Annotated in this window: 22 protein-coding genes and 6 pseudogenes; 13 read left to right on the forward strand and 15 right to left on the reverse strand. The window is 61.8% G+C overall.

The features are described 5' to 3' along the window. Window positions 1-43: 43 nt before the first annotated feature. A complete protein-coding gene (locus N7E02_RS27415; protein WP_286580976.1) occupies window positions 44-1084 on the reverse strand; it encodes an alpha/beta hydrolase fold domain-containing protein in 1041 nt (346 codons plus the stop codon). A gap of 180 nt (window positions 1085-1264) precedes the next feature. On the opposite strand from N7E02_RS27415, the gene N7E02_RS27420 reads away from it, so the two are divergent. The 3 genes and pseudogenes from N7E02_RS27420 to N7E02_RS27430 all read left to right on the forward strand — a co-directional run bounded on the left by N7E02_RS27420 (window position 1265) and on the right by N7E02_RS27430 (window position 3579). After that, window positions 1265-2080 (forward strand): helix-turn-helix domain-containing protein, encoded by an 816-nt coding sequence (locus tag N7E02_RS27420; protein WP_286580978.1) that lies wholly within the window; start codon window positions 1265-1267, stop codon window positions 2078-2080. Next, window positions 2077-2409: a putative quinol monooxygenase gene (locus tag N7E02_RS27425; RefSeq protein WP_286580980.1), complete on the forward strand. Its 333-nt coding sequence runs from the start codon at window positions 2077-2079 to the stop codon at window positions 2407-2409. Before N7E02_RS27420 ends, N7E02_RS27425 begins: the two co-directional genes overlap by 4 nt. Before the next feature lie 23 nt (window positions 2410-2432). Beyond that, window positions 2433-3579: pseudogene (locus N7E02_RS27430) on the forward strand (amidohydrolase). Window positions 3580-3610: 31 nt separating this feature from the next. On the opposite strand, the gene N7E02_RS27435 reads toward N7E02_RS27430, so the two are convergent. The 4 genes from N7E02_RS27435 to N7E02_RS27450 all read right to left on the reverse strand — a co-directional run bounded on the left by N7E02_RS27435 (window position 3611) and on the right by N7E02_RS27450 (window position 8335). Then, entirely contained in the window at window positions 3611-4996 is a 1386-nt protein-coding gene (locus tag N7E02_RS27435) for a DUF2778 domain-containing protein (RefSeq protein WP_286580981.1), read from the reverse strand. Window positions 4997-5426: 430 nt separating this feature from the next. Further along, the gene (locus N7E02_RS27440; RefSeq protein WP_286580982.1) at window positions 5427-6650 is read right to left on the reverse strand and encodes a YeeE/YedE family protein; all 1224 of its coding nucleotides are present in this window, start codon (window positions 6648-6650) and stop codon (window positions 5427-5429) included. 222 nt (window positions 6651-6872) lie between these two features. Continuing rightward, the gene (locus N7E02_RS27445) at window positions 6873-8057 is read right to left on the reverse strand and encodes a hypothetical protein (RefSeq protein WP_286580984.1); all 1185 of its coding nucleotides are present in this window, start codon (window positions 8055-8057) and stop codon (window positions 6873-6875) included. Continuing rightward, entirely contained in the window at window positions 7988-8335 is a 348-nt protein-coding gene (locus N7E02_RS27450) for a hypothetical protein (RefSeq protein WP_286580986.1), read from the reverse strand. Before N7E02_RS27450 ends, N7E02_RS27445 begins: the two co-directional genes overlap by 70 nt. 169 nt (window positions 8336-8504) lie before the next feature. On the opposite strand from N7E02_RS27450, the gene pncA reads away from it, so the two are divergent. The 3 genes and pseudogenes from pncA to N7E02_RS27465 all read left to right on the forward strand — a co-directional run bounded on the left by pncA (window position 8505) and on the right by N7E02_RS27465 (window position 10381). Continuing rightward, entirely contained in the window at window positions 8505-9131 is a 627-nt protein-coding gene (pncA, locus tag N7E02_RS27455) for a bifunctional nicotinamidase/pyrazinamidase (protein ID WP_286580988.1), read from the forward strand. Window positions 9132-9315: 184 nt separating this feature from the next. Continuing rightward, window positions 9316-10046: pseudogene (locus tag N7E02_RS27460) on the forward strand (AzlC family ABC transporter permease). Next, the gene (locus N7E02_RS27465; protein ID WP_286580991.1) at window positions 10046-10381 is read left to right on the forward strand and encodes a branched-chain amino acid transport AzlD family protein; all 336 of its coding nucleotides are present in this window, start codon (window positions 10046-10048) and stop codon (window positions 10379-10381) included. Before N7E02_RS27460 ends, N7E02_RS27465 begins: the two are co-directional and overlap by 1 nt. A gap of 6 nt (window positions 10382-10387) precedes the next feature. Here the strand turns inward: N7E02_RS27465 and N7E02_RS27470 are convergent, their stop codons facing one another. Further along, the gene (locus N7E02_RS27470) at window positions 10388-12223 is read right to left on the reverse strand and encodes an aminopeptidase P family protein (protein ID WP_286580992.1); all 1836 of its coding nucleotides are present in this window, start codon (window positions 12221-12223) and stop codon (window positions 10388-10390) included. A gap of 262 nt (window positions 12224-12485) precedes the next feature. Between N7E02_RS27470 and N7E02_RS27475 the strand changes: the two genes are divergently transcribed. Beyond that, on the forward strand, window positions 12486-12659 hold the full coding sequence (locus N7E02_RS27475; RefSeq protein WP_286580994.1) for a hypothetical protein: 174 nt from the start codon (window positions 12486-12488) through the stop codon (window positions 12657-12659). Window positions 12660-12840: 181 nt separating this feature from the next. Here the strand turns inward: N7E02_RS27475 and N7E02_RS27480 are convergent. The 3 genes and pseudogenes from N7E02_RS27480 to N7E02_RS27490 all read right to left on the reverse strand — a co-directional run bounded on the left by N7E02_RS27480 (window position 12841) and on the right by N7E02_RS27490 (window position 14674). Continuing rightward, a pseudogene (locus N7E02_RS27480) lies at window positions 12841-13718 on the reverse strand (50S ribosomal protein L11 methyltransferase). A gap of 74 nt (window positions 13719-13792) precedes the next feature. Continuing rightward, a complete protein-coding gene (locus N7E02_RS27485) occupies window positions 13793-14392 on the reverse strand; it encodes an SCO family protein (RefSeq protein ID WP_286580996.1) in 600 nt (199 codons plus the stop codon). Window positions 14393-14515: 123 nt separating this feature from the next. Then, a complete protein-coding gene (locus tag N7E02_RS27490; RefSeq protein WP_286580998.1) occupies window positions 14516-14674 on the reverse strand; it encodes a hypothetical protein in 159 nt (52 codons plus the stop codon). A gap of 188 nt (window positions 14675-14862) precedes the next feature. Between N7E02_RS27490 and N7E02_RS27495 the strand changes: the two genes are divergently transcribed. Next, window positions 14863-15330, forward strand: coding sequence for a chemotaxis protein CheW (locus N7E02_RS27495; protein ID WP_093001154.1), 468 nt, complete (start codon window positions 14863-14865; stop codon window positions 15328-15330). Between the two features lie 196 nt (window positions 15331-15526). Then, window positions 15527-15751: a hypothetical protein gene (locus N7E02_RS27500; RefSeq protein ID WP_286581004.1), complete on the forward strand. Its 225-nt coding sequence runs from the start codon at window positions 15527-15529 to the stop codon at window positions 15749-15751. A 111-nt stretch (window positions 15752-15862) separates the two neighbouring features. Here the strand turns inward: N7E02_RS27500 and N7E02_RS27505 are convergent, their stop codons facing one another. Together N7E02_RS27505 and N7E02_RS27510 are read right to left on the reverse strand one after the other, a co-directional pair. Next, window positions 15863-16366: a CreA family protein gene (locus N7E02_RS27505; protein ID WP_286581005.1), complete on the reverse strand. Its 504-nt coding sequence runs from the start codon at window positions 16364-16366 to the stop codon at window positions 15863-15865. An 84-nt stretch (window positions 16367-16450) separates the two neighbouring features. Continuing rightward, the gene (locus N7E02_RS27510; RefSeq protein ID WP_286581007.1) at window positions 16451-17041 is read right to left on the reverse strand and encodes a 3'-5' exonuclease; all 591 of its coding nucleotides are present in this window, start codon (window positions 17039-17041) and stop codon (window positions 16451-16453) included. Window positions 17042-17184: 143 nt separating this feature from the next. On the opposite strand from N7E02_RS27510, the gene N7E02_RS27515 reads away from it, so the two are divergent. The 3 genes from N7E02_RS27515 to N7E02_RS27525 all read left to right on the forward strand — a co-directional run bounded on the left by N7E02_RS27515 (window position 17185) and on the right by N7E02_RS27525 (window position 18648). Next, window positions 17185-17442 carry a type II toxin-antitoxin system Phd/YefM family antitoxin gene (locus N7E02_RS27515; protein WP_286581009.1) on the forward strand — a complete coding sequence of 86 codons (258 nt, stop codon included), beginning with the start codon at window positions 17185-17187 and terminating at the stop codon, window positions 17440-17442. 8 nt (window positions 17443-17450) lie between these two features. After that, a complete protein-coding gene (locus N7E02_RS27520) occupies window positions 17451-17885 on the forward strand; it encodes a type II toxin-antitoxin system VapC family toxin (RefSeq protein WP_286581012.1) in 435 nt (144 codons plus the stop codon). A gap of 220 nt (window positions 17886-18105) precedes the next feature. Beyond that, window positions 18106-18648 carry a GNAT family N-acetyltransferase gene (locus N7E02_RS27525; RefSeq protein WP_286581015.1) on the forward strand — a complete coding sequence of 181 codons (543 nt, stop codon included), beginning with the start codon at window positions 18106-18108 and terminating at the stop codon, window positions 18646-18648. A 3-nt stretch (window positions 18649-18651) separates the two neighbouring features. Here N7E02_RS27525 and ligA read toward each other — a convergent pair. Beyond that, window positions 18652-20818: pseudogene (gene ligA, locus N7E02_RS27530) on the reverse strand (NAD-dependent DNA ligase LigA). Window positions 20819-21023: 205 nt separating this feature from the next. On the opposite strand from ligA, the gene N7E02_RS27535 reads away from it, so the two are divergent. Further along, entirely contained in the window at window positions 21024-21593 is a 570-nt protein-coding gene (locus tag N7E02_RS27535; protein ID WP_286581018.1) for a cytochrome b, read from the forward strand. Between the two features lie 24 nt (window positions 21594-21617). Here N7E02_RS27535 and recN read toward each other — a convergent pair whose 3' ends face one another. The 3 genes and pseudogenes from recN to lpxC all read right to left on the reverse strand — a co-directional run bounded on the left by recN (window position 21618) and on the right by lpxC (window position 25353). Next, the gene (gene recN, locus N7E02_RS27540) at window positions 21618-23291 is read right to left on the reverse strand and encodes a DNA repair protein RecN (RefSeq protein ID WP_286581021.1); all 1674 of its coding nucleotides are present in this window, start codon (window positions 23289-23291) and stop codon (window positions 21618-21620) included. Window positions 23292-23331: 40 nt separating this feature from the next. Beyond that, window positions 23332-24177: pseudogene (locus N7E02_RS27545) on the reverse strand (outer membrane protein assembly factor BamD). Window positions 24178-24391: 214 nt separating this feature from the next. Then, window positions 24392-25353 (reverse strand): annotated as a pseudogene (lpxC, locus tag N7E02_RS27550) (UDP-3-O-acyl-N-acetylglucosamine deacetylase). Window positions 25354-25465 lie beyond the last annotated feature (112 nt).

Raw genomic sequence — 25465 nt, forward strand, 5'->3', positions numbered from 1 at the left:
TCGACGGGCAGGTCCATTGGGACCTATCCGGCTCAGATGAGACCTAGCGCAGCCCCACCGAAGCGAGAAACGCATCGACCTGCCTCGTATAGGCGCTGTCCTTGCCGAGTTCGGCATTGATCGGGCCGTGGCGGAGCGCGATGGGAAGCACCTTGGCGCCTCTTCCCGCTTTGGAGGCAAACCCTTCCGCCTGCGGGCAGGAATTGCTGCGCAGGCTGGAGCAGACGAGCAGCATCGGCGGGCTATTGCCCTTCACCTGCAGGCTGGGAGAAACCCTGGCCCAGAACGCGGGATCGGCGCCGAAGGCATCGTCATAGAATTTCGCATGGCGCTGTTTCATGATCACCGTCATGTCATAGGCTGCGCTGTCGAGCGCGATCGTGCCCGCCCACGGCTTGACGCCGGCCTCAGCGGCAAGCGAGCGATCGGCGGAAACCAGCGCCACCAGATGCGCCCCGGCCGAATGCCCCATCAGCACGAGTTTCGAGGCGTCGCCTCCCCAGCCCGCGGCCTTCCGCTGCACGCTTGCGAGTGCGGCCGCGACATCGCGCGCCTGCTCCAGCGGATCGGCCTTCGGCACGAGGCGCGTCTCGACAGAGACGAAGATGAAGCCCTTTGGCAGCCAATGGGCCACCTTGTTGTCCACCACCCTGGCTGCCGATTTCGAGCCGGCTCTCCACGCGCCACCATGCACCATGACGATAACAGGCGCATTCTTTGCCTTCGGCGGCAGATAGACGTCCATGCGCTGCTCCGGCGCGGCACCATAGGCGACATCCCGCTCGACCTTTACGCCCGAAGGAACATCGCGGCTCGGTCCGCCTGAAGGCTGCCCCGCAGCAAGCGCCATCCGGCAACCATTGGAAAGCTCCGCCTCGTGCTCGGCAAGGCAGCGCAGGATACGCCCGCCGCCGGGAACGGTACCGGCGCAAAGGGCGCGAAAATCGGCGCGGCAGGCTTTGAACACCGGGCCGGCATTCATCTGCTGTGCCGCGGCAGGCGAGATGGCAATGGCAACCAGCCCCGCAGTCAGCATCAATGCATTGCGCATCGAGCGACGGGAAAGGTGACTAAGAATATGCATGGAAGTTCCATTCGCAGTCAGTTTGGCAGAGCCGCATTTGCGACCCCAATTGTTGCCGGCGTATTTCAGGAGCGGAAGCGTTTGTGCCCCCTTCGGTTCCATCCGGGCGGACGATTGCAATTCCCAGACGATTACCTGCGAGGTAATCGCTTTCCGCCCCTCCTCTGCTAGGGTCCGCGCATGACCCAAGTAGACACCATCACCCGAGAGACGACCGGCGACGTGCTGCGCGAATGGCGTAAGCGCCGCCGCTTGAGCCAGTTGGAACTGGCGCTCGAGGCGGATATCTCGGCGCGCCATCTGAGCTTCGTCGAGAGCGGCCGTGCTTCTCCCAGCCGCGATGTGCTGGCGAACTTGGCGGAACGCCTGTCCATGCCGCTGCGCGCCCGCAATCGCCTGATGCTGTCCGCCGGCTATGCACCCGCCCATTCCGAAACGAATTTCGATGGCGCCGACCTCGCCCATATCCGGGACATGGTACGAGCGATCCTTGTCGGCCACATGCCCTTCCCGGCAATCGCCATCGACGGGCGCTGGACGCTGCTTGAAGCGAATGCCGCCGCCGCATCCCTGTTCGACGGCATCGATCCAGCTCTCCTGACGCCACCGGTCAATGTCCTGCGCCTGAGCCTGCATCCCGAAGGCCTGGCATCAAGGATCGCCAACCTCGGCGAATGGCGCCACCATGTACTGGAGCGGTTGCACGCGCAGATGGACAGTAGCGGCGACGGCTTTCTCGCCACGCTCCATGATGAGTTGACAGCCTATCCCGCACCATCCCTGCCCACCGCCACGACCGGCCGAACGCACCCGTCCATCGCCGTCCCGCTGGAACTGCGGGACCTTCGCAGCGACCGCGTCCTGCGCTTCATATCGACGACGACCGTTTTTAGCACCGCCACCAGCGTCACGCTCTCGGAACTGTCGCTGGAATGCTTCTACCCGGCCGACGAGGCGACGCGGGCGGCACTAACCGGAGCGGAGGAAATCCCATGAGCGTTACCTACGTGATCGAATTCGATGTCAGGCCTGAGGAACGGGATCGGTTCGCGCACCTGCTCACCGCCGTACTCGATGCCATGCGTGAGGAACCGATGTTCATCACCGCCACGCTGAATGCCGATCCCAATGATCCGAACCATTTCCTGCTGCACGAAACCTGGGTCAGCCACGAAGACGTCATCTCAAACCAGATCACCCGGCCATATCGCGACGAATGGCACGCGGCCCTGCCAGATCTTCTGGTGGGCGAGCGCAAGATTTCCGTCTGGCGGCCACTTCAACACGATTGCCGCCGCGGCGATCATGACGCTAGGATGTCCTAGACGACAACGTTCAAGAAGCGACAATGACAAGCCTCAGCAATCACGACATCATCGAACTCACCGCCTGGCGCCGCATGCTGCACACGATGCCGGAAGTCTCCGGCGAAGAAGTGGAGACTGCAAGGAAGTCGTGCGCTTCCTCAAGCAAACCGGGCCGGATGCGATCGTGGAGAAGCTGGGCGGCACGGGCGTCGCCGTCATCTATGACAGCGGAGTGCCCGGCCCGAGCGTGATGATCCGCGCCGAACTCGATGCCCTGCCGATCGAGGAACTGGGAGATCCTGAATACAAGTCGAAGATCGCCGGCAAGAGCCATATGTGCGGCCATGACGGTCACATGGCAACGCTAGCCGGTGTCGGTCGTGCGCTCGGTCGCGAGCGGCCGAAGACCGGCCGCGCCATCCTGCTCTTCCAGCCGGCAGAGGAAAACGGCGCCGGTGCAGCCGCCGTCATCGCCGACGAAAAATTCGACGCCCTGACACCGGATTACAGCCTGTCGCTGCACAACATGCCGGGTGTCCGCTTCGGCCATGTCTGGCTGAAGGACGGCCCGGCCAATTGCGCTTCGCGCGGCATGAAGATCGTGCTGACCGGCAAGACGGCCCATGCAGCCTATCCGGAAACCGGCACCTCCCCGTCAGCGCCGTCGCGCAACTGATGCCGGCGCTGAATGCCTTGTCCGTCGGCACGGTATCCGAAGGCAACCTCGTGCGCGCCACCGTCACCCATGCCTCGATCGGCGAACCGACGGTCGGCGTGGCTCCGGGCCATGGCGAGATCTGGGTGACATTGCGCACCTCAACCGACGACCAGATGGCAGCCCTCGTCGACAAGGCCGAGACCATGGCGCGCGAAGCCGCAGAGACGAACGGACTGGTGCTGAGCGTGGATTATCAGGACGTCTTCGGCCATTGCGTCAACGACCCGGAAGCGGCGACCATCCTTCGCGCTGCGATGGATGCGGAAAGCGTGACCTATGAACCCGGCGAGGGCTTTCGCGCTTCGGAAGATTTCGGCCGCTTTGGCGCAGTTTCGAAGTCCGCGATGCTCTTCCTCGGAGCGGGCGAAAATCACCCGGCCCCGCACAACCCGAATTATGACTTTCCGGATGACCTGATCCCGATCGGCTCGAAAATCTTCCTGCGGGCGATCAGGAACACGTTGGGTTGACGGAGCTCTACGCTCCGTCCCCTATCCTGCCTCAGGCGTCGTTGTTGCCGAAGAGCTTTGCGAGGAAATTGCCGTTCGAGCCTGCGCCCGGACGCTTGCCGTCCCACTTCGGCACGATGATCATGTGGGTGATTTCGCCGCGCTGGAACGCCTTCAGGAAACGGTCATATTCGGCGAAGGCAACGCAGCCGTGGGAATCGCCGCGAACGCGCAGCAGGTAGCTATGTGCGAGAAGTCCGGTACGGTTCTGCGGGTGCTTGCCGTCAACGGAGGTCAAACGGATCGCCGCAACACCGTGGAAAAGCTTTTCGCGCATGGAAAGCTTGTAGGTGCCGGGAGGCGTCGGACCACGCATCTTCACATGGGTGAATTTCGGATTGTCGCGCATGCTGCCGATGCCGGAATGGGCTTCAAGCTTGGTGCCATTCGGCATGTGCACGACGCCATTGGTGATGTCGTAGATCGCAACCTTGCTGCCGATGCCGGGAACCTTCGGCGTCGGCGAAGGGGAAATGGGCTCCTCGCGCATCGGATTGTTCGGCTTTGCGAAGGCGAGCGCGGTCGGCTTGTCTTCGTCATCGGCGCGGCCCGGCTTCTGCGGCGCGACCGCTGCGATGGCAGCAAGCGCATTCGGCTTTGCGCCGTCGCCGCGGGTTCCGGCACCCGGGCGAAGAACCGGCATCGGGCCGGCCTGCGGCAGTGCGTAATCCGGTGTCGGCGCGAGCGCCACGGTCTCTTCCTGGATGTCGATCGCTGCGTCGTCGGCCGACGCGTCTTCGATCGCAGGCTGATCTTCAAGCGAAGCCATCTCGACAGGCTTCATGTCCTTGAGCTCCGCAACCTTGGTGACTGTCTCGGCATCCTGGATCAGGTCCGGAAGCGCGCCGTCGCCACGCGGAGCAACGATAACGAGGTCTTCCATCGCGGATGCGAGAGCGGTGCGGATATCGCCGTCTGCAGGTCTTGCCTTGGCGAGTGCCGCGAACCGCTGTTCGGTCTCGGCACGCCGCGCGGCCTTGGCCATGGCATGATGCAGCGCCTGGCGTACATCGGAATTGTGCGGACGAAGCGCTTCCAGTGCAGCCGTCTCGGCGCCTTCGAGGCGACCCTTCTTCGGCTCGGCCGCAGCACTGCCCGGCAGCCTGGAGAATTTGGAAATATCGAGTGACGGGGCATCAGCCGTCTTGGAAAAATGGTCGCCTGTCACAACCGGCGCGAGCAGCGCGGTCTGGAAACGGACTTCCTTCACCGGCTTGACGGCGGTGGCAACGGTCACGACCGAAGCACCGAACAGCGCCGCGGCGGTCAGCCCGACACCGATCATCATGTTCGCCACAACGGAACGGCCGCGCTTGCGCTTGACCGGCCGCTTCGACACCTGATTGCGTTTCGTGGAGGCTTCGACCCTACGCACCATCACTCGTTACCCGAACCGTTACTCTTCAGGGTGGACACCGCCATGCGGGCCTCACCTGCCAGACTCAAGCGGTCGATGAAAACGGAGCCAAGCCGCGCCGAACCGCCATGCGAATGGGTAAGAGAATGAACGATTATGGTAACCAATGTCTTTACGCCGCCCCGATCAGTTTTCGGTGGTGCTGATAAAAGCCCAAGTCGCCGGAAGTTTAACCGAAATGCGGCAAGCCTGTGTTTCTGGTCATTTCAGATTAAGGCACGTCAACCCCGCGACTGTTGCTCTTTAGCGACAAAACGCCCTTAGTTCAAGGCAACAGGGTTAATTTTACCAACCGCCCTTTGGTATAGACCAAGAACATTCAGCGGCAGACAAAAGAAAAGGCCGCCCGTAAATTCGCGGACGGCCCTTTTTGCATGGAGAGCGACTTTGTTTAGCCGTCGATCCGGCGGATGGCACGGCCTTCATCGAAGAACCACGGCCGCAGGCGAACACCGATAATATTGCCGGCGAAGGCGGCAACGGCCCAGAGATAACCATGCAGGCTGCCCGAAGCGATGCCGGAGAAATAGGCCCCGATATTGCAGCCATAGGCGATGCGCGCGCCATAGCCCAGGAGCAGGCCACCGACGACGGCCGCAAGAATGGACCGGCGGGGAATGTTGAAGTTCGGCGCAAACTTGCCGGCCAGCGCTGCGGCCAGCATCGCACCGGCGATGATACCGAAGTCCATGACCGAGGTCACGTCTGCAAACACGCTCTGCGCCAGCGCCTTCGCATTGCCCGGCTGCTGCCAGTAGGCCCATGCCGTCGGATCGATGCCGATCAGCTGTGCGCCCTTGGCACCCCACAGCGCGAATGCCGAGGTCACGCCCCACGGACGGCCGGCGATCGCCAGCGTCGCGAAGTTCAGGATGACCAGTGCGATTGCGCCGAAGACCAGCGGCCAGGGGCCACGCAGGTAGCGGGCAAGGCCATGACGCGCCGACGGCGGTGCCTGCTCCAGCGCCCCATTGCGCTTCTTCTCGACGGCGACGGTGATTGCCGCGATGGCTCCGAAGATCGCCAGCGACACTGCAATGCCACCAAAGGCGCCAAAGGTCTGGAAGAGTGCGGTCGGCGGCAGCGACGGCAGGCTGACCCACCAGTCGAAATTGATGGTCGCCAGAACCGAGCCGACGACGAAGAAGAACAGCGTGATCAGCATGCGGGCATTGCCGCCACCGGCGGTGAACAGCGTGCCGGAAGCGCAACCACCGCCGAGCTGCATGCCGAGACCGAACATGAACGCCCCGACGATGACGCCGATACCGGCCGGCGAGATATTGCCGCGCACTTCGGTGCCGAACAGCACGCCGCTGGACAGCGCCGGGAAGAACAGGATCACGGCGAGCGCCAGCAGGATCATCTGCACGCGCAGGCCACGTCCCCTGCCCTCGGCGATAAAGACGCGCCATGCGGAGGTGAAGCCGAAGGCCGCGTGATAAAGCGAAATGCCGAGCGCGCCGCCGATGAGGAACAGCGCCCCATGGGCGGGCCCGTAGATTGCGCCAAGCGCGATGGTGCCGAGCACGAGGATGACGAGCGACACGAGGCCGGGCGTCCCCAGCGGCGGCAGCGCTTCGGCGCGCGAACCGACGGAAGAAGAAATGGACATTCGGATACTCCTAGAATTGGGCTTTAAGTAATGGCCGAACCGATGACTCGCGAGGTATCCAAATCCAACAAGCGATGACCTGAAGAAAACCGATTGCGCAAATTTCCACTCCGACAGCAAACGAATCTATGTTCGTAAAAATTCCACCCCGCGTGGGGAGCGCGGGGTGGAATGTGCCGACGGGATGGGGGACCCGATCGGCGGGGAAACTTATAGGAACGGTCAGAACTCGCCGGCCAGACCGACCCTGACACCGGCGTCACCGCCCGGCGAATAGCCGACCGAGGCATCCAGTATGACCGGGTAGTTCGTGTCGAACATATGCGCCACTGCGAAACTGGTCGCGACCTCGCCGTGATAAGTGGCGACATTCGTGCCCCAGGATGTCTTGCCCGGTGCCGATGGTTTGGGAGCCGGCGTCATCGCCATGGCCGCGGCGATGCCCTTCCGCGATTCCTTGCGCAGGCCGGAAATATCGGAATTCACCCGGTTTAGGTCGATATTGGCCGTCGCGATATTGCCGGCCGCATCGGTCGTCAGCACCTGGGTCGGACCACTCTGCGCTGCCCGGCTTGCCGCCGAGGTCACGCCCGGCATCGTATAAGTATTGGACGATGTGCCGATCATCACCTGCCCGGCCCGCGTCGTGGTCGCGCCGCCGCCGATGGCGGTGCTGTTGGCATGGGCGGCGTTCGAACCGTAACCGACCGCCGTGGCATCTGCTCCGGTCGCGACTGCATCCGGCAGACCGCTCGTATTGTTGGCGGCCAGCGCTCCGTTGGTGCCGGCACCGCCGATGAAGGAGTTGAGCGCTGCAATTGCCGTTCCGACGTCGTTATAGGTATTGCCGCGCAAAGTGTAACTCGGCCCATTGAAAACGTTGGTCGTCGCATTGTAGGTGGATCCGCCGCCGAGGGCATCGGCGACGTCCTCCAGGCTGGTGGAAACCGACGTCTGAACGGCGCGCAACTGGCGGACATTGACCGCATCCGTATCCGCCGTGCCACCGGCGACATTGGTGATCTGCCGCTCGCCGCCTGCCGATCCGATCGAGACCGCTCCCGCGGTCGACGTGACGGCCGTGCCGGAGAAGAGTTCGGCAGCACCATTCATACCGGCCCGGCTGGCGACCGAGTTTGCGCCGAGCGCGACACCACCGACGGCACTGACATTCGCATCCGCCCCGAGCGCCACGCCGTTGGCAGCCGTCACCGTGCCGCGAAGGCCGAGCGCTACGGCATTCGCGGCGGTCACGCTCGTATTGGCGCCGTTGCCGATGGCGATGGAATTGACTTCGCCGGCGACCGATGTCGGGTTTGCCGCACCGCCGAGACCGTTCAGCGTCCCTCCCCCATCGAAATTCCGGTCGGCGCATCGATGGCGATCTGGTTGGCCGCCAGTCCGCAATCGGATGTATTGACCGCCTGTCCGTTCGTATCCAGCACGGTCAGACCGATATTCTGACCGCTTAGCGCCCCGCGGATATTAAGATCCACGAGGCTGGCCAGCGGCTGAAGCAGAGCGTCGAGGCCCGAAGCCACTGGAGCAATGATGGGAAGATCGACGCTGAGGCCGGAACAGACATCCACCAATGGTGCCGATTGGGCATAGGCTGCGGTGCTGTTCAGCATGGCGACAAGGGCAATGGGCATTAGGGAAAAAGCGGTGACTGCAGGCCTTTTCATGACAACTCTCCAACTCCGGTAAGAATTATCATTTTCTAATATGCTTAATAAGCTATTTCTAATTTAGATGGGCTATATAATTTCGATGAGAGCTCTGAATTGATTGAGCAATTTCGCTTGCCCCGACATCGGGAGCGCGTCACAATGGTCTGAAAGCGGGAGAGTGACGATGAAAGCGCTGTTGTTGGTCGACATTCAGAACGGATTCTGCCCCGGCGGAAACCTGCCCGTGGCGGATGGTGACACCATCGTTCCGGTGGTAAACCGGCTGATCCGCGACGGTGGTTATGACGTGATCACCGCCTCCCAGGACTGGCATCCGGCCGATCATGGAAGCTTCGCCTCGCAGCACCCCGGCAAGAAACCTTTCGACATGGGAGAGCTTTCCGGTCAGCCCCAGGTCATGTGGCCGGACCATTGTGTTCAGGGAACGCCCGACGCCGAATTTCATCCCGATCTCGAAACCGACGAGATCGACTATATCCAGCAGAAGGGCGAAAACCCGGCCGTCGACAGCTATTCAGCCTTCCGCGACAATGACCGCGCCGCCCTGACCGGGCTCGCCGGCTACTTAAAGGCGCAGCAGATCACCGAACTCGATGTCTGCGGCCTTGCGACAGACTATTGCGTAAAATTCTCGGCCCTCGACGCCCGCGACATGCTGCCAGACGTCAAGGTGCGCTTTGTCTCCGACGCCAGCCGCGGCATCGACCCGAAGGGCGTCGCCGATGCGATCGACGAGATGCGGTATAAAGGCATCAGCATCGTCACCAGCAAGGAAATCCTCGCCGACTGAGCGCGCGCGCCGAACCGCAGAGCCGCCAGCCCCACAGTTCATCGAAATAGATGATTGAATAAGCGCAATTCGTTTGTCAGCAGCAACGTCTGCCCGTAAACGCCGGGCAAGACCGGCATGCATGCAGATGCACGCCCCAGAGGAGACATCCGCCGCTGCGGATGGACAGCTTGGAAAAGACCGCATGGATAAGAGCGATCAGGTCAGAGACGGCTTCAAGAACGGCCTCGTCGTCGCCTCTCTTCCGCCCCCTTCGGCATTCTCTTCGGCGCGATCGCCGTCGATAACGGTTTCAGCCTGACCGAAGCCGCGCTGATGAGCGCGCTCGTCTATGGCGGAGCAAGCCAGCTCGTCGGCATCGAGCTTTTCGGCCAGCATGTCGCCGCCTGGGTGATCGTGCTCTCGGTTCTGGCGGTCAACTTCCGCCATGTCCTTTACTCGGCAGCTCTTGCGCCGGTCATCGGCCGATACCCACACGCCGAGCGCTGGCTCGCCTTCTTCCTGCTGGTCGACCCGCAATTTGCCGAGGCCGTGAAGCGCGGCGATGCCGGCAACCCAGTGAGTTTTCAATGGTATATGGCGATGGGCTCCATCGTCTGGTGCGGCTGGGTGATCAATACCGTGATCGGCGCCTTTTTCGGCCGGATGATCGGCGATCCGAAGGCACTCGGCATCGATGTCCTGCTGCCGGTCTATTTCCTTGGGCTCGTGATGGGCTTCCGCAAGCGGCACAATTTCCTGCCGGTCATGCTGGCCGGCGGCATCGGCTCGGTCGCCGCCTATCACATTGTCGGCTCGCCCTGGCATATCAGTGTCGGCGCCGTGCTCGGCATTGTCGTCGCCGCCATTCTGCCCCCGCCAGCTTCCAGCAGTCTCGATCAGGATGCGGCAGTGACCGAAAGCGAGGCCGTGTGATGGAAGCCAATACCAGCGCCTTTGCGGTCGATTCGACCACGCTCTTCCTGATCGTCATGGCAGGCATCGCCACCTACCTGACGCGCATCGGCGGTTATGTGCTGATGTCGAGCATGAAGCGCATCCCGCCGCGGGTCGAATCGGCGCTCAACGCCGTGCCGGCAGCGGTTCTGACGACGCTTGTCGCCCCGCCCTTCTTCAATGGCGGCTGGGACATCAAGATCGCCATGGTGGTGGCGCTCATCGTCTGCCTGCGCTTCCCGGGCCTTACCATTCTCGCCGCCGGATGGGCGGCCGTGATGGCCGCCCGCTACGGTTTCGGTCTGGGCATCTAACCCAGATCAGCCCTCGATCGGCGCCGTCGCGGCCTCGAGCCAGGCCTGCACGCCGCTATCGGTCAGAAGCGGCATGAGTTTCTCGCGAACGGTCGCATGATAGGCATTCAGCCAACCGAGTTCCTCCGCCGTCATCAGCGACGCGACGACAAGGCGACGGTCGATCGGGCACCAGGTCAGCGTCTCGAAGGAGCGCATCGGCATGTCGCCGCCTTCCACTTCCATAGCATCGCGCACGAAGATCAGGTTCTCGATACGGATGCCGTAATGGCCGGGGCGATAATAGCCGGGCTCGTTCGACAGGATCATGCCGGGCAGCAGTTCCTGGGTCGCGAGCCGCGAGATCCGCTGCGGCCCCTCATGCACCGAGAGATACGATCCGACGCCATGACCCGTGCCATGGGCGAAATCGCCGCCGGCCTTCCACAGCGCGATACGCGCCAGCGGATCGAGGTCGCAGCCGCGCGTGCCCTTGGGGAAACGCGCCGTGCTGATCGCGATCATGCCCTTCAGCACCAGCGTGAAGAATCGCTTGCGATCCTCCGGCACCTCGCCGATCGCGACCGTGCGGGTAATATCCGTCGTGCCGTTGATATATTGCGCGCCTGAATCGATCAGGAAAAGCTCGCCCGCCTCGATCTTGCGGTCGCTTTCGCTGGTCACGCGGTAATGCATGATGGCGCCATGCTCGCCGGCACCCGCAATGCTGTCGAAGGAGACGTCGCGCAGCGGGTTCTGCATGTTCTGCCCGACGCGAGCGCGTGCAGCCTCCAGAGCCTCCACCGCCCGGATTTCGGTGAGCGAACCCGGCTCCGCCTGATCGAGCCAGTAGAGGAACTCGACCATGGCAACGCCATCCTGCACATGCGCATCCGCCGAGCCCTTCAGCTCCACCGCATTCTTGATCGCGCGCGGCAGGCGGGCGGGGTCCGTACCCTCGACCACGACCCCACCGGCGCTTTCGATCGCCCCGATCAGCGCCAGCGCCGTCAGTTCCGGATCGACCAGGATGCGGCCGCCATTGGCGGCACGAACACCGATGCGCTCGGTCAGCGCCGCCGGTGCCTGGATCGCTACCAGCGGCTGCAGATGCGCCCTGGCCTCTGTCCCGAGCTTGCGCTCGTCGATGAAAATCTCCGCCTTGCCGTCAGCAGTAATCAGCGCGCGCGATAGCGGATGCGGCGTATGCGGCACGTCGGCACCGCGGATGTTGAAGATCCATGCGACCGAAGACGGATCGGCGATCAGCGCGGCAGCAATATCTTTCGCCTTCAGGGCGCTGGCGATCTCGGCGATTTTCTCGGCTGCCGGCTTGCCCGCATGGGCATCCTGCTGCACGGCAACGGCGCCGAGCGGTTCGGCAGGACGGTCGCTCCATGCCTTGTCGAGCGGATTTTCATCCAGCAGCACAATCGAGCCACCAATCTCCGCCAGCGCCTTCGCCAGACGCTTCAGCTCCGTCCCACCATGCAGCCACGGATCGACGCCGAGACGGAACGCCTTCGGCGCATGCGCGGGCAGCCAGAGATGCGGCGGCTCGTTGACGAGGTCACCGCCGGTGAACACGCTGCCATCCACCTGCTCCGCCAACTGCGTCACATAGCGCCCGTCGACAAAGACGATCGCCTGCGAACGGGTGACCAGCGCCACGCCCGCCGACCCGGTGAAGCCGGTCAGCCAGGAAAGTCGCTCCGCGGACTTCGGCACGTACTCCCCTTGATACTCGTCGGCGCGCGGCACGAGGAAGCCGTCTATGCCGAGGTCATCGAACCGGGCGCGGATGGCGTTGACGCGCTCGCGTCCGAATTGGGGCGTGGAAGTGCTGTCGAAGGATTGAAACATGGCGGACATTCCAAGTGATCTGAATCAGGAAAGTTAATGACCGCACTTAATAGAATTACACCCGCGACCGCCAGTGAAAGGACGACCGCTGGGCATATCGGCCGATATTTGTGCAGGCGCGAAAAGAAAATGACGCACAGAGCGCCGCATCATGCGCACAGCGCATAACACCAATGATGCAAGCCTACTCACTAGGCATTGTGGAACAGCTTATTCAAGCCCAGACAGAGTGACGAAACACTCAGACCAAAGGACGAGATCAATGGCCAATTCCTTCTTCCGCAACGCCCTCAACCGCGTCGTCGTTGCTCGCGAGCGCCAGGTCGCCCGCTACGTCAATGGCGCCCTGATGGGCCTTGACGAGCAGACACTGAAGAGCCTCGGGACCAGCCGCGAAGAACTCCGTCGCAAGGGCGCTACCAACTACATCTTCTAAGCTGGCCGAGCGGCAAGACCGCTCACCGCAGGAAAGTCTCCCGCTCGAGCATATCCTCCCAGACTCGCGGGAAGGCCGACATCAGGTCGGCAAGAGGTGGCATGCAAATGCCGCCTCTTTTTGTTTTCAGCACCCGTAATCCGCATCCGACATGCACCAGATGCAATTGTGCGTCGCACAATCAGCCATTGGTGAGATGCATCGTTACCCAGCCATTGCGCCAGATGGTCGACAGGTGGCGGATGCCGGCCCCCTTGTAGGCCGCGATCACCTTCCAGCGCTGCGCCGCCAGAATGCCGGAGAGAATGACGGAACCACCGGGCGTGAGATGATGGGCGAGCTCCGGCGCCATCTTCATCAGCGGCCGGGCTAAGATGTTGGCGATGATGAGGTCGAAGGGCCCTCTTCCCGAAATGCCACCGAGTGGAAGCCCGGCGCCGTCTCCATCCGCATGCCGGCAACGATGCCGTTGCGCCTCGCGTTTTCGCGCGCGACCCGAACGGCGATCGGATCGATATCGGTCGCGAGAACCGGAATCTTCTTGACCTTGCGCACGGCAATCGCCAGCACGCCGCTGCCGGTACCGAGATCGAGCGCATTGTTGACCGGGCGGGCGCGCAGCACCTTGTCGATCACTTCGAGGCAACCGGCCGTCGTGCCGTGATGGCCGGTGCCGAAAGCCTGGCCCGCATCGATCTCGATCGCGATATCATTGGGCCGGATCTTGTCGCGGTCATGGGAGCCGTGCACGAGGTAGCGCCCGGCGCGCACAGGCTTCAGCCCTTCAAGCGACTTGGCAATCCAGTCCACGTCCGGAATGACTTCACGCTCGATCGCTTTTTCGGGGAACTCTGCCTTCAAGGCTGACGCGACCCGCTCGCGGATCACATCCTCCTCGTCCGCCATGAGATAGACCGAGGCTTCCCAGAGATCGCGCTTCTCGTCCACTTCGGTGGTGGCGATGGCGTAATCCTCCTCGCCGAACTCGTCGGAAAGGATATCGAGAATGATGCCCGCCGTTTCTTCGGTCGCGGTCACATAGAGGCGAATTTCGGCCACGGTCTTTTTCTCTCTGCTGATGGTTGCGCAGAGCATTGCCACAGATTGGCGTCAGCATTCAACCGCGAAGGCGATCAGCCCTTGATCAGGTTGGACAGCTTCTTCTCCGCCGCCTCGGCATTTTCCCCATAGGCGATTGTGCCGGCGAAGCGGCCGCCATTGTCGAGAAGAAAGACAGAAGCCGTGTGATCCATAGTGTATTCGCCATTCGGATCGGCCTCGTCGACCGGCACCTTCTTGGCATAGACCTTGAACCCCTTGATCATCGCGTTGACGGCGGCGGGATCACCCGAAATGCCCTTGATACGATCGCTGACATTGGAAACATACTGGCCGAGGATTTCCGGCGTATCCCGTTCCGGATCGACGCTGACGAGATAGGCATTGAGCTTGGTACCGTCCGGATCGACCTTGTGCATCCAGCCATTGAGCTCGAACAGCGTCGTCGGGCAGACTTCCGGGCAATGGGTGAAGCCGAAGAAAACGGCGGTCGGCTTGTCGCGGAACGCCTGTTCGGTAATCGGCTTGCCATCCTGCGCGACGAGCGTGAACGGAACGCCGAACGGCCCTTCCGCGATATCCTGCTTCTGGCGGGTGACTTCGAGCGTCAACCATACCAGCACACCCGCCAGCGCGAACGCCGCCACCCATAGTGCAATCCGAATGCTCTTCATCGCGTGTCTCGTATTCCCGAAATCGATGGATGCATGGATAGCCCCATCGGCTACGCCGCGCAATTCAACAGAGCGTTCAGAAGGATGCCCGCGCGCTTATGCCCCAAGATTAGGGGCTGCGGATCAGAAGCACCACGACAGGGCGGTTTCGCCGGCCGAGAGAAGAATGGACGAGCCGAACGTCACCCACCCCCAGAATGCCCATGCCGAAACGGCCGCTGCCGCGAGGCAGAGAAGAACAGAGGCAGGCAGCGCGAGGTTTCGGCTCGGGTTATGCTCCATGCGCGAAACTCTACAGCAGCTTTCCTCACCTGAACAGAACCGGACAACTGTTCTTTGCAAGCTGGTCCCAACTCTCCCGTTTCACTTGGAGATTCACTTGTTTTTCACTTCTCGCGGTCAATGATCGGTCAACAGATGATTCACGACGCCCCGTGTCCCGGGCTCCAGACCAACGGAAGAGATTTCACATGAGCAATGCGATCAAGCAGTCCGGCGCCTATCTCGAGATTGTCTCCTTTCACCTCGGTGACCAGGAATTCTGCATCGACATCATGGCGATCCGTGAAATCCGCGGCTGGGCCCCGGTCACCCCGATGCCCCACACCCCGCCTTACGTTCTCGGCCTCATCAACCTGCGTGGCGCAGTGATCCCGGTCATCGACATGGCCTGCCGCCTCGGCATGAAGATGACCGAACCGTCCGAACGTTCCGCCATCATCGTTACCGACATCGCCGGCAAGCTGGTCGGCCTCCTGGTCGAACAGGTTTCCGACATGATGACGATCAAGAGCGAAGACCTGCAGCCTGCTCCGGAAATCATTCCGGAAACCCAGCGCGACTTCTGCCGCGGCATCGTCGCACTGGAAAAGACCATGGTCTGCTTCCTCAACCTCGACACCGTCATCGCCGAAGAGCTTTCGCGCGAAGCAGCCTGATCGTCATCAGGCAAGTACGGATTTCCTATACCCTCCGGCGGACTTCCGCCGGAGGGTAAACTTTATTTGACGCACAGCCACCTTGCCGGGGCATCATTCTCCGATCAGAGTTCTGCCAGTCCCGAGACAGCCGGACCATACAAGCGCTTACGGCCGAAGGAGACTTATGCTGGCGCCTGATATGGGGAGAATGGCGATGGTGAGAGTGTTCTCTTTTGCAGCATTGATTGCCCTCGTCTCGGCCGACGCCGCCGAGGCTCAGACATCAAGGCCATCCGGCCAGAACCGCGTGATGATCGTCTATACGAACCCATCGCTCAACGGCGTTGCCAAGCACGAGAGCTTCCCTCCACGCCGGCTCGCATCGCCCGCGCCCAGGGTGAAATTCGCAGCAACGCAGCCCTGCGAAACGAGCTATTGAGACGCAATATCCAACTCAGGAATGTCATCGCCGTAGACGAGGGCCGTAACGGCCGCTGGACCGTCTACATGCGCTGACCCGCAAAGTCTCCGGCTGGAGACCGGAGCCGGATCAAGGCTTGCCCTTGGTCCAGGTGACCTGCTGGCCATAAAGCGGCACTGTCGAAATCGCCATCTTGGCCGAGCCGTTCACCACCTGCCGCGAATGGGCGAGGTAGATCAGCGTATCGTTCGTCTTGTCGTAGATGCGCTTGACCAGCAGGTCCTTCCAGATCAGCGAACGTCCCTGCCGGAACACCTCTTCGCCGCCCTCGTTCAGTTCGATATCGCCGATCTCGACCGGGCCGGTCTGGCGGCAGGCGATCGAGTTGTTGGACGGATCCTCGAACCAGTTGCCGTTCTTCAGCCGGTCGATGACGCTGCGGTCGAAATAGGTGACGTGGCAGGTCACGCCCTTCACCTGAGGGTCCGGCACCGCCTCGACGATGATGTCGTTGCCGATCCAGTCGACCCCGACTTTGCCGACCACTTCGGCAAGCGCGGGCACAGAAACGACGCCGACAAGAACGGTGGCAGCGGAAGCAAGGGTGACGAGACGGCGGTTGAAGCGAGGCATGAAAAAATCTCCGATCGATGATCCGCGACTGGAAATAAGGCTAGGCCGCCGGCTTGCAAGACAATGCCGCAAAAGCTCCGAAGATTACTGCTTGCGCAGGGTGCAGGCGTCGTAGCCGCCGGCAAACAACCGCCCTGCCCGCATGTCGATCGCCGGCGCAATGTCACCGACACGGGACACGTTGAGCGACCGCGCAATCGCGATCGACGCCTTGGCGCAGATAGCAGCATCTTCCGCCGCATTGTGGTGCATGAAGGACAGGCCGAGATGCTGCGCCAGGACATTCAGCTTGTGCGAGATCAGATGCGGCCAGACCCTCTGCGCCATCTTCACGCTGCAGAGATAGGACAGTTCCGGATAGGATTGTCGATACTGATCGAGACAGGCCCGCCAGACCGAAAAATCGAAGGCCGCGTTATGGGCGATCATCGTCGCGCCGGCAAAGTCGTCGGCGAATTCGTCCATCACCTCGGGAAACTCGCCGGCATCCTCGACATGCTCCGGACGGATGCCGTGGATCGCGATGTTGAAGGAGGAAAACCGCATGTCCTTCGGCCGGATCATCCGCTCCTCGACCCGCACCACCCGGCCATCCTCGATCCAGGCAAGCCCGACCGAACAGGCACTGCCGCGCTGCTCGTTGGCGGTTTCGAAATCGATGGCGATGGTTTTCACGATAGGCTTCCGATGGCGTTTTCCAAGCGACTTTTAGGCGCGATGACGTGATTCGGCAAAGACGGATGACCTCATCGCCTGTCTTGTCGGCGGACCTGCGAAATATTAAGTTTGGTCACAGGTGACCACTTTCGGAGTTCGCTATGGCGACGATCTCTCTGAAGAATGCGAAAGCCGAACTCTCCGCGATGGTGGACAAGGCGAGCGCCGGCGAATTCGTTACCATTACCCGCCATGGCAAGCCGACCGCTGTGCTCGTCAGCGTAGACGCGGCAGAGGTGGCGAGACGCGCCGTCCGGCGGACGAAGGAAAGCTTTGCGGATCACCTGCTCGCTTTTCCCGAAGTTGAAGATGATGTCTTCCAACGCAACGTTTCACCATCTCGGGATGCCGAATTTTGAGCGGCTTCTTGCTGGACACCAATGTTGTCTCCAGCTTATCGCCGGTATCCGGCGACATGAGCGATGGTCTCGCGCGATGGCTTCGTGTGCAGAGTGAGCAGGACAAACTGTTTCTTTCGGTCGTCACAATTCATGAGATTTCCAAAGGCATAACTCTGCTCAAACGCAAAGGTGCAAATGCAAAAGCCGATCGTCTCGGGCTCTGGCTCGATACGGTGAAAACGAATTTCAGCGACAGGCTTATCCCTTTTGATGCCGAAAGCGCCATCGTGGCCGGAGAACTGGAGGCGGATGCACTTTCGCGCGGGTTTGGGCCGGGAATGGCCGACGCTATGATCGCTGCAACAGCAAAGCTGAACGGCTTGACCGTAGTGACGAGGAATCTCAGGCATTTTAAGCCGTTAGAGATAGACGTCATTTCGCCATTGGACGTCTCCGTGTGAACATCCTCACCGGCCACCTTATGTTGACGGCCACCGGTGTGTCTGCTGTTATGCTCTCATGATCAACGCGCTCGCCCATACCCATCTCACCATGACCATTCGCCCTGCAGGGCGCGTGGCGGGTTTGGCGCGCTAGTCGATCATCCGTCCACCACCCTGCCGAATGATGGCAGGGTCCGGTGCGTCCGCTCTGCCTTTGGCAAAACCAAGGAAAGCGAAGATGAAATCCGAGGAAGAGATCCGGGAAAAGCCGCCGCGAGCCGACAGGCTGGAAGGCTTCGTGATCCGCGCGGCCGGTCCGTCTGACGCCGAGCAGATGGCCGCGCTCCACAACCTGCCCGGCTATCGCTACGGCACCTTGCGTATCCCGTTTCACACTCCGGCGGAGATCCGGAAGTGGCTGGAAAATCCGGCTCCCGGCGACAGACAGCTCGTCGCTTGTGCAGATGGTCTTGTCATTGGCAATATCGGCCTCAGCCCGGCAGCCAATGGCCGGCGTCGCCACGTCGCTTCGATCGGCATGGGCGTTCACGACGATTTCAGAGGCCGCGGCGTCGGCTCGGCATTGATGAAGGCTGCACTCGACCTTGCCGACAACTGGCTCGACATCCGCCGCGTGGAACTCACGGTCTTCACCGACAATGACGATGCCATCCGTCTCTATGAAAAGAACGGTTTCGTCACCGAAGGCCATCTCCGCGACTTCGCCTTCCGCGACGGCCGCTATGTCGACGCCTATTCGATGGCGAGGCTCAGAACCTGAAACTCAGCCGCCGATGAAGGCCAGCCACTCGTCCTCGTCCATCACCTCGACGCCGAGCTCCCTCGCCTTGTCGAGCTTGGAGCCGGCGCCGGGCCCGGCCACGACATAGTCGGTCTTCTTGGAGACCGATCCGGCCACCTTGGCGCCGAGCCCTTCCGCTCGGGCCTTGGCCTCGTCGCGGGTGAATTTTTCCAGGCTGCCGGTAAAGACCACCGTCTTGCCGGCGACCGGGCTGCTGGAGGCGGCGATCTGTTCGGCCTCCTGCGGCGTCACTTCCGCAAGCAGCCGCTCGATCACCTCCAGATTGCGCGGCTCCTTGAAGAACTCGACGATGGCGCGGGCGACGATCTCGCCGATACCCTCGATATTGTTCAGGTCCTCCCAGGCGTCACCGGCAAGTGACGCCGCCTCCTTCATCGCCTTGTCGAAGGCCTCGTAGCTGCCATAGTGGCGGGCAAGCAGCTTGGCCGTCGTCTCGCCGACATGGCGGATGCCGAGCGCATAGATGAAGCGGTTGAGCGCAATCGAACGGCGCTCGTCGATCGCATCGAACAGCTTCTTGACGCTGACCTTTCCGAAGCCGTCGATGTTTTCGAGCTTCATCAGCGGCGACGCGTCCTGCCGCTTCTTCAGCGTGAAGATGTCGGGCGCAGTACGGATCTGCAGCGACGGGTCTTCCGCCTCGAAGAAGAAGTCGACCTGCTTGGTGCCGAATCCTTCGATATCGAAGGCATTGCGGGAGACGAAATGCTTCAGGTGCTCCGTCGCCTGCGCGCGGCATACGAAACCGCCGGTGCAGCGGGTGACCGAGATCGAGCTTGCCGGTCTTCTCGTTCTTCTCCCGCACCGCATGACTGCCGCAGACCGGGCATTTGGTCGGGAATTCGTATTTCCTCGCATCGGCCGGCCGCTTTTCCATGACGACATCCAGCACCTGCGGAATGACGTCCCCTGCCCGCTGCACGATCACAGTATCGCCGATGCGGATATCGTGGTCGTCCTCGCGGATGCGCTCGCCGGAATTGCCGATCCCCTCGATATAGTCGGCATTGTGCAGCGTCGCATTGGTGACAACGACGCCGCCGACCGTGATCGGCGTCAGCCGCGCCACCGGTGTCAGCGCACCGGTGCGCCCCACCTGGATGTCGATATTCTCCACCGTCGTGAACGCCTGCTCGGCGGGGAACTTGTGCGCCGTCGCCCAACGCGGCGAGCGCGAGCGGAAACCGAGCCGCGCCTGCAGGTCCAGCCTGTCGACCTTGTATACGACACCGTCGATATCATAGTCGAGATCCGGCCGGGCAAGACCGATCTCGTGATAGTGGGCCAGAATGTCCTCCAGCGAATTCAGCCGCTTCATCAGCGGGTTCACCGGAAAGCCCCAGTCCTTGAAGGTCTGCACCATCTCGTATTGCGTCTTCGGCAGGTCGTTCGGCTCGGAAATCTCGCCCCAGGCATAGGCGAAGAATTTGAGCTTGCGGCTCTCCGTCACCTTGGCGTCGAGCTGGCGCAGCGATCCGGCCGCGGTGTTGCGCGGATTGACGTATAGCTGCTTGCCCTGCGCTTCCATCTCGGCATTGAGCGCCAGGAAATCGCTCTTGGCCATATAGACCTCGCCGCGCACTTCGACGACCGCTGGCACGCCCTTCGGCAGGCGGTTGGGGATCTCCTTGATCGTCTTGACGTTGGCGGTCACGTTCTCGCCCGTCGTGCCGTCGCCGCGCGTCGCGGCATTGACCAGCACGCCGTCCTCGTAACGGATCGACATGGAAAGACCGTCGATCTTCGGCTCCGCGGTAAAGGCGATCGAATTGTCCGGCAACTGACCGAGGAAACGGTAGACGGAATTGACGAAGTCGCGCACGTCCTCGTCGGAAAACGTATTGTCGAGCGACAGCATCGGCCGCGAATGGGTGATCGGCGCAAAGGTGGCGAGCGGCGCAGCTCCCACCTTGATCGAGGGCGAGTCGGCGCGGATCAGTTGCGGAAAGCGTTCCTCGATCGCGCCGTTGCGGCGCTTCAGCGCGTCATAATCCGCGTCGGAAATCTCGGGCGCATCCTTGGCATGATACAGCTCGTCATGATGCGCCAGTTCCTTTGCCAGCCGTTCCAGCTCGGTGGCTGCGGTCTGCTCGTTGAGTGTCTCGACGGGTGTCTGATCGGCGGCCATGCGGGAATCTCCATCTTCACCGCTTTTCTAGTGCAATCCTTGAGGATTGGAAGAAGCGTCAGTTCGAGGGTCATTCAAAACTCACGAAGATGTTGGGCGCCAACGGCTGAAACGGTGCCGACACCCGCTGGACGTGACACAGCACCCCATCGTAATACCTGCACCAACCACTCAGGTTCAGAAGACGTGCAAGGAGAGCTACAGCATGGCGCATCGCTGGAGAGACAACGGACTGCGCTACGGCCTCGTCACACGCATCTTCCACTGGAGCATGGCCTTCATCATCTGTTGGCAGTTCTCCGGGATCGTCATCAACCGGCTGTTCGGACGATCGGCACTCACCGACCTGCTCAACATGACCCACGGCGAACTCGGAGCCACGATCCTCATGCTTGCGGCGCTGAGAGCGCTCTGGGGCTTCTACAATCTCAGAAACCGGCCGCCCCATGAACAGGGTGCCTTGGGCCTTGCCGCCCGCGCCGGCCATGCCCTTCTCTATCTGCTGATGCTGGCGATACCAGCGTTGGCACTCCTGCGCGCCACCGGTTCCGAATGGGGTCTCGCCCTTTTCGGCTTCCAGCTCGTGCCGCGCGGCAACGAGCGGGTGGAATGGATGGTGGCACCCGCCAACCTGCTCCACGGCGCGCTCGCCTGGACGCTGCTCGCCATGATTGCCGGCCACATCGCCATGGTGCTGATCCATCGTTTCGTCTGGAAGGATGAGGTTCTGCGTCGTATGGCAGGACCGGCTAGATTACCGCAGGCCGCTGAGTAGAGAAACCGCCCGGGATGCGGCTGGTCAGCCGTTACCCGACAACAATGCTGCCGCAGCCGCCCTCGCCTCGTCGGTGACGGAAGCACCCGACAGCATGCGGGCAATCTCTTCGGCCCGGTGTTCGGGCTCCATGGTCGCAACCCGCGTGGCGATCTTCTCCGAACCGTCGCTCGCCGGCCCCTTGGAGATCAACAGATGCGTCGCCGCACGGGCCGCAACCTGCGGCGCATGGGTGACGGAGAGAACCTGCACATTGGCAGACAGGCGCTTCAGCCGCTGACCGATCGCATCGGCCACCGCACCACCAACGCCCGTATCGATTTCGTCGAACACCAGCGTCGGAGCCGAACCGCGATCGGCTAGCGCCACCTTGAGCGCCAGCAGAAAGCGGGACAGTTCGCCGCCCGACGCGACCTTCATGATCGGCCCGGGACGCGTGCCCGGATTGGTCTGGACGTGGAACTCGACCGTATCGATACCCCCGGCAGCCGCAGAATCAGGATCGGCCGTGACATCGACCATGAAGCGGGCACGCTCCAGCTTCAGCGCCGGAAGCTCGGCCATGACGGCTGCAGCCAGTGCTTCAGCGCCGACTTTGCGCTTTTCGGAGAGAGCCGCCGCAGCACGATCGAATTCATCCTTCGCCGCAGCGGCGATCTTTTCAAGCTCGGCAAGCCGCTCCTCGCCCGCATCGAGATCAGCGAGATCCGCGACCATCTTCTCGGCCAGCGCCGGCAGGTCGACGACGGCAACCGAATATTTGCGACCGGCAGCGCGGAGCGCAAACAGTCGCTCCTCGACGCGTTCCAGTTCGCGCGGATCGAACTCGGTGCGTCGTAGCGCCGCTTCCACTTCCATCTGCGCATTCGATAGATGGTTCAGCGCCTGATCCAGCAGTTCGACGGTCTCTTCCAGCAGGCCCGGCGCCTCGTGGCTCTTGCGCTCCAGCCGGCGCACCATCGAAGCGATCAGCGGCACGGGCGAGGCATTGCCGTTGAGAAACTCGGAGGCCTCAGAAATATCACCGGCTATCCGCTCCGACTTCTGCATCTTCGAGCGCTGTTCGGCGAGCTCGTCCTCTTCGCCATCACGCGGCGAAAGGGCTTCGAGTTCTTCGACCGAAGCGCGGATGTAATCCGCCTCGCGGGCAGCGGCCTCCACCTTGGCGCGGTGGGTCTTGAGCGTCCGATCGGCATCCCGCCAGGACTTGTAGAGCCCGCTCACCTGAAGCACCTCGTCGCCGAGGCCGGCAAAGGCATCGAGCAGCGTGCGGTGGGCATCGGTATCGATCAGCGCGCGGTCGTCGTGCTGCCCGTGGATCTCGACCAGCACCTGCCCCGCCTGGCGCATCAGCTGCACGCTCACCGGCTGGTCATTGATGGAAGCGCGCGTACGCCCATCTGCGGACTGGATGCGCCGGAAGATCAGGTCGCCGTCGTCGTCGATACCGTTGTCGCGCAGAAGCTTGCGGGCCGCATGGCTCATCGGCACATCGAACACGGCCGTCACCTGCCCCTTGTCCTCGCCATGACGCACCAGGCCGCCATCACCGCGGCCGCCGAGCGCAAGCGAAAGGCTGTCGAGAAGGATCGATTTGCCCGCACCCGTCTCGCCGGTCAGCACGGAAAGGCCCGCCTCGAAGGCAAGGTCCAGCTTCTCGATCAGAACGATATCGCGGATCGAAAGCTGGATCAGCATGCGGCCTCGCCCATCAAGTCAGGCAGATAAATTGCATTAATCAGGCGCCGATCAGCTTGGCCCCGGCGCGGGAAATCCACGAGCCCTTGTTCTCGCGCGGCTCGACGCCGCTCGACTGCAGGAGCTTGTAGGAATCGTCATACCACTGGCTGTCGGGATAATTGCGACCGAGAACCGCAGCAGCGGTCTGCGCCTCTTCCACAATGCCCATGCGGTAATAGGTTTCCGTCAGGCGCGCCAGCGCTTCCTCGACCTGGTTGGTGTTGGAATACTGCTCGACGACGGTACGGAAGCGCTGGATGGCGGCAAGATATTCCTTGCGCTCGAGATAATAGCGGCCGATCTGCATTTCCTTGCCGGCAAGCTGGTCTCGGGCGAAACGGATCTTGGCCTGCGCGTCCTCGACATATTCCGAGATCGGGATAGTCGTTGACCACCTTGGTCATCGCATCGATCGTATTGCGGGCAGCCTTCTGGTCCTGGGTCACGTCGGCGACCTGCTTGGAATAGCTCAGCCCCACCAGATACTGCACGTAAGCCGAGATCCTGGCTGCGCGGATACTGGTTCAGGTAGCGGTTGCCGGTCGCGATCGCATCATCGTTGCGGCCCATCCGGTATTTGGCGAAAGTGCTCATCACCAGGGCCTTGCGGCCCCATTCGGTGAACGGGTTCTGGCGCTCGATGCTGTCGAACTTGCGGCTGGCTTCAACCATGTTGCCCGCCTTCATGTTGGCGAGACCCTGATTATAGAGCATTTCAGGTGATTCTGCTCTCGAAGCCGAGCTTGGTGATATCGATGTCCTTGTCGGACTGGCATGCCGTCACACCAAAACCGATACCGATGAGAGCAAGCGACAATAGACCGGCCCTCGTCAAGCTACGCATTCCTACAGACTTTCCATCAGCCATCCGATAGTCCCTGCTCGTCCCCGCGTAAATCTTCCATGCCCCGCGGCGTACTAGCCATAAAAGCAAGGTAAGGGCAACGCAATGGTTCGGCATTAATGCATTTTTGTGGCAAGGACTGCGCCTAATTGCCTCAAATCAAAGAAAAAGGCCGCTTCTTTCGAAGCGGCCAGTCAGACGGAGGTAATAATACTCAACCGGCCCAGGGGGCGTATTCTGCAATGCTGACCGGAACGAATTCGCCGGCCCGCACGCGTGTCCCGACCGAGGTCGGAGCCTCGACGACTTCGTAGGCCGTCGGATCGCTCAAAAGAGCCTTCAGCGCGTTGGCATTCATCTTGTGACCGCCGCGATAGGAGCGGTAGCAGCCGATGAACTGCGCACCGGCAAGCGCCAGATCGCCGACGGCATCGAGCGTCTTGTGACGGACGAACTCGTCCTTGGCGTAGCGCAGGCCTTCGACGTTGACGACAGTTTCGTCATCCGAGATGACGACCGAATTTTCCAGCGAGGAACCGAGCGCATAACCTGCGGCCCAGAGACGCTCGACGTCACGCATGAAGCCGAAGGTACGGGCGCGGGAAAGCTCGCTCTTGAAGGTCGCGGCCGTCAGGTCACCCTTCCAGCTCTGGCGGCCGATCAGCGAAGAGGCGAAATCGATCTCGACTTCGAGATCGCGTGCCGTCATACGGGCGGAACTCCGACCAGGACGCACCGGAATCGATCTCGCACCGGCTTCACGACGCGGATGTAACGGCGCTTGATGCCGAGGTTGACGATGCCGACCTGTTCGATCGCCTCGATGAAAGGATAGGAGCTGCCGTCCATGATCGGCATTTCGGCACCGTCGACTTCGACGACGACATTGTCGATGCCCATCGCATAGAGCGCCGCCATGACGTGCTCGATCGTCGCGACCCACTTGGCCGGCGAGACGCCGAGAACCGTGCAGAGATCCGTCGGGCCGACCTGCGAGGAAACGGCGCGGTATTCGACCGACGTGCCGTCTTCGAGGTTGCGGCTGAAAACGATGCCCGTGCCGGCTTCAGCCGGCTGGAACGTGATGGAGACCGGAGCTCCAGAATGCACGCCGATGCCGCTCAACGTAACCGGAGCAGCGATCGTTGCCTGAAACCCGAGCAATCCAATAGTCATTACATATGCCTTCTTCTTATCGTCGTCTCCGCATCCTGCGGATCCGTAGTCTTAGCTGGAGGGATATGAATCAAATGTTCCAGCACTCTCAGCGTTCTAAATACGCACCGAC

Origin of the sequence: Terrirhizobium terrae, from assembly GCF_030323265.1 — a bacterium.
Taxonomy (GTDB): domain Bacteria; phylum Pseudomonadota; class Alphaproteobacteria; order Rhizobiales; family Rhizobiaceae; genus Neorhizobium.

Coding starts and splice junctions, on each gene's coding strand:
- N7E02_RS27415 (WP_286580976.1), bottom strand. CDS start 1,084: ATGCATATTCTTAGTCACCTTTCCCGTCGCTCGATGCGCAATGCATTG.
- N7E02_RS27420 (WP_286580978.1), top strand. CDS start 1,265: ATGACCCAAGTAGACACCATCACCCGAGAGACGACCGGCGACGTGCTG.
- N7E02_RS27425 (WP_286580980.1), top strand. CDS start 2,077: ATGAGCGTTACCTACGTGATCGAATTCGATGTCAGGCCTGAGGAACGG.
- N7E02_RS27435 (WP_286580981.1), bottom strand. CDS start 4,996: ATGGTGCGTAGGGTCGAAGCCTCCACGAAACGCAATCAGGTGTCGAAG.
- N7E02_RS27440 (WP_286580982.1), bottom strand. CDS start 6,650: ATGTCCATTTCTTCTTCCGTCGGTTCGCGCGCCGAAGCGCTGCCGCCG.
- N7E02_RS27450 (WP_286580986.1), bottom strand. CDS start 8,335: ATGAAAAGGCCTGCAGTCACCGCTTTTTCCCTAATGCCCATTGCCCTT.
- pncA (WP_286580988.1), top strand. CDS start 8,505: ATGAAAGCGCTGTTGTTGGTCGACATTCAGAACGGATTCTGCCCCGGC.
- N7E02_RS27465 (WP_286580991.1), top strand. CDS start 10,046: ATGGAAGCCAATACCAGCGCCTTTGCGGTCGATTCGACCACGCTCTTC.
- N7E02_RS27470 (WP_286580992.1), bottom strand. CDS start 12,223: ATGTTTCAATCCTTCGACAGCACTTCCACGCCCCAATTCGGACGCGAG.
- N7E02_RS27475 (WP_286580994.1), top strand. CDS start 12,486: ATGGCCAATTCCTTCTTCCGCAACGCCCTCAACCGCGTCGTCGTTGCT.
- N7E02_RS27485 (WP_286580996.1), bottom strand. CDS start 14,392: ATGAAGAGCATTCGGATTGCACTATGGGTGGCGGCGTTCGCGCTGGCG.
- N7E02_RS27490 (WP_286580998.1), bottom strand. CDS start 14,674: ATGGAGCATAACCCGAGCCGAAACCTCGCGCTGCCTGCCTCTGTTCTT.
- N7E02_RS27495 (WP_093001154.1), top strand. CDS start 14,863: ATGAGCAATGCGATCAAGCAGTCCGGCGCCTATCTCGAGATTGTCTCC.
- N7E02_RS27500 (WP_286581004.1), top strand. CDS start 15,527: ATGGTGAGAGTGTTCTCTTTTGCAGCATTGATTGCCCTCGTCTCGGCC.
- N7E02_RS27505 (WP_286581005.1), bottom strand. CDS start 16,366: ATGCCTCGCTTCAACCGCCGTCTCGTCACCCTTGCTTCCGCTGCCACC.
- N7E02_RS27515 (WP_286581009.1), top strand. CDS start 17,185: ATGGCGACGATCTCTCTGAAGAATGCGAAAGCCGAACTCTCCGCGATG.
- N7E02_RS27525 (WP_286581015.1), top strand. CDS start 18,106: ATGAAATCCGAGGAAGAGATCCGGGAAAAGCCGCCGCGAGCCGACAGG.
- N7E02_RS27535 (WP_286581018.1), top strand. CDS start 21,024: ATGGCGCATCGCTGGAGAGACAACGGACTGCGCTACGGCCTCGTCACA.
- recN (WP_286581021.1), bottom strand. CDS start 23,291: ATGCTGATCCAGCTTTCGATCCGCGATATCGTTCTGATCGAGAAGCTG.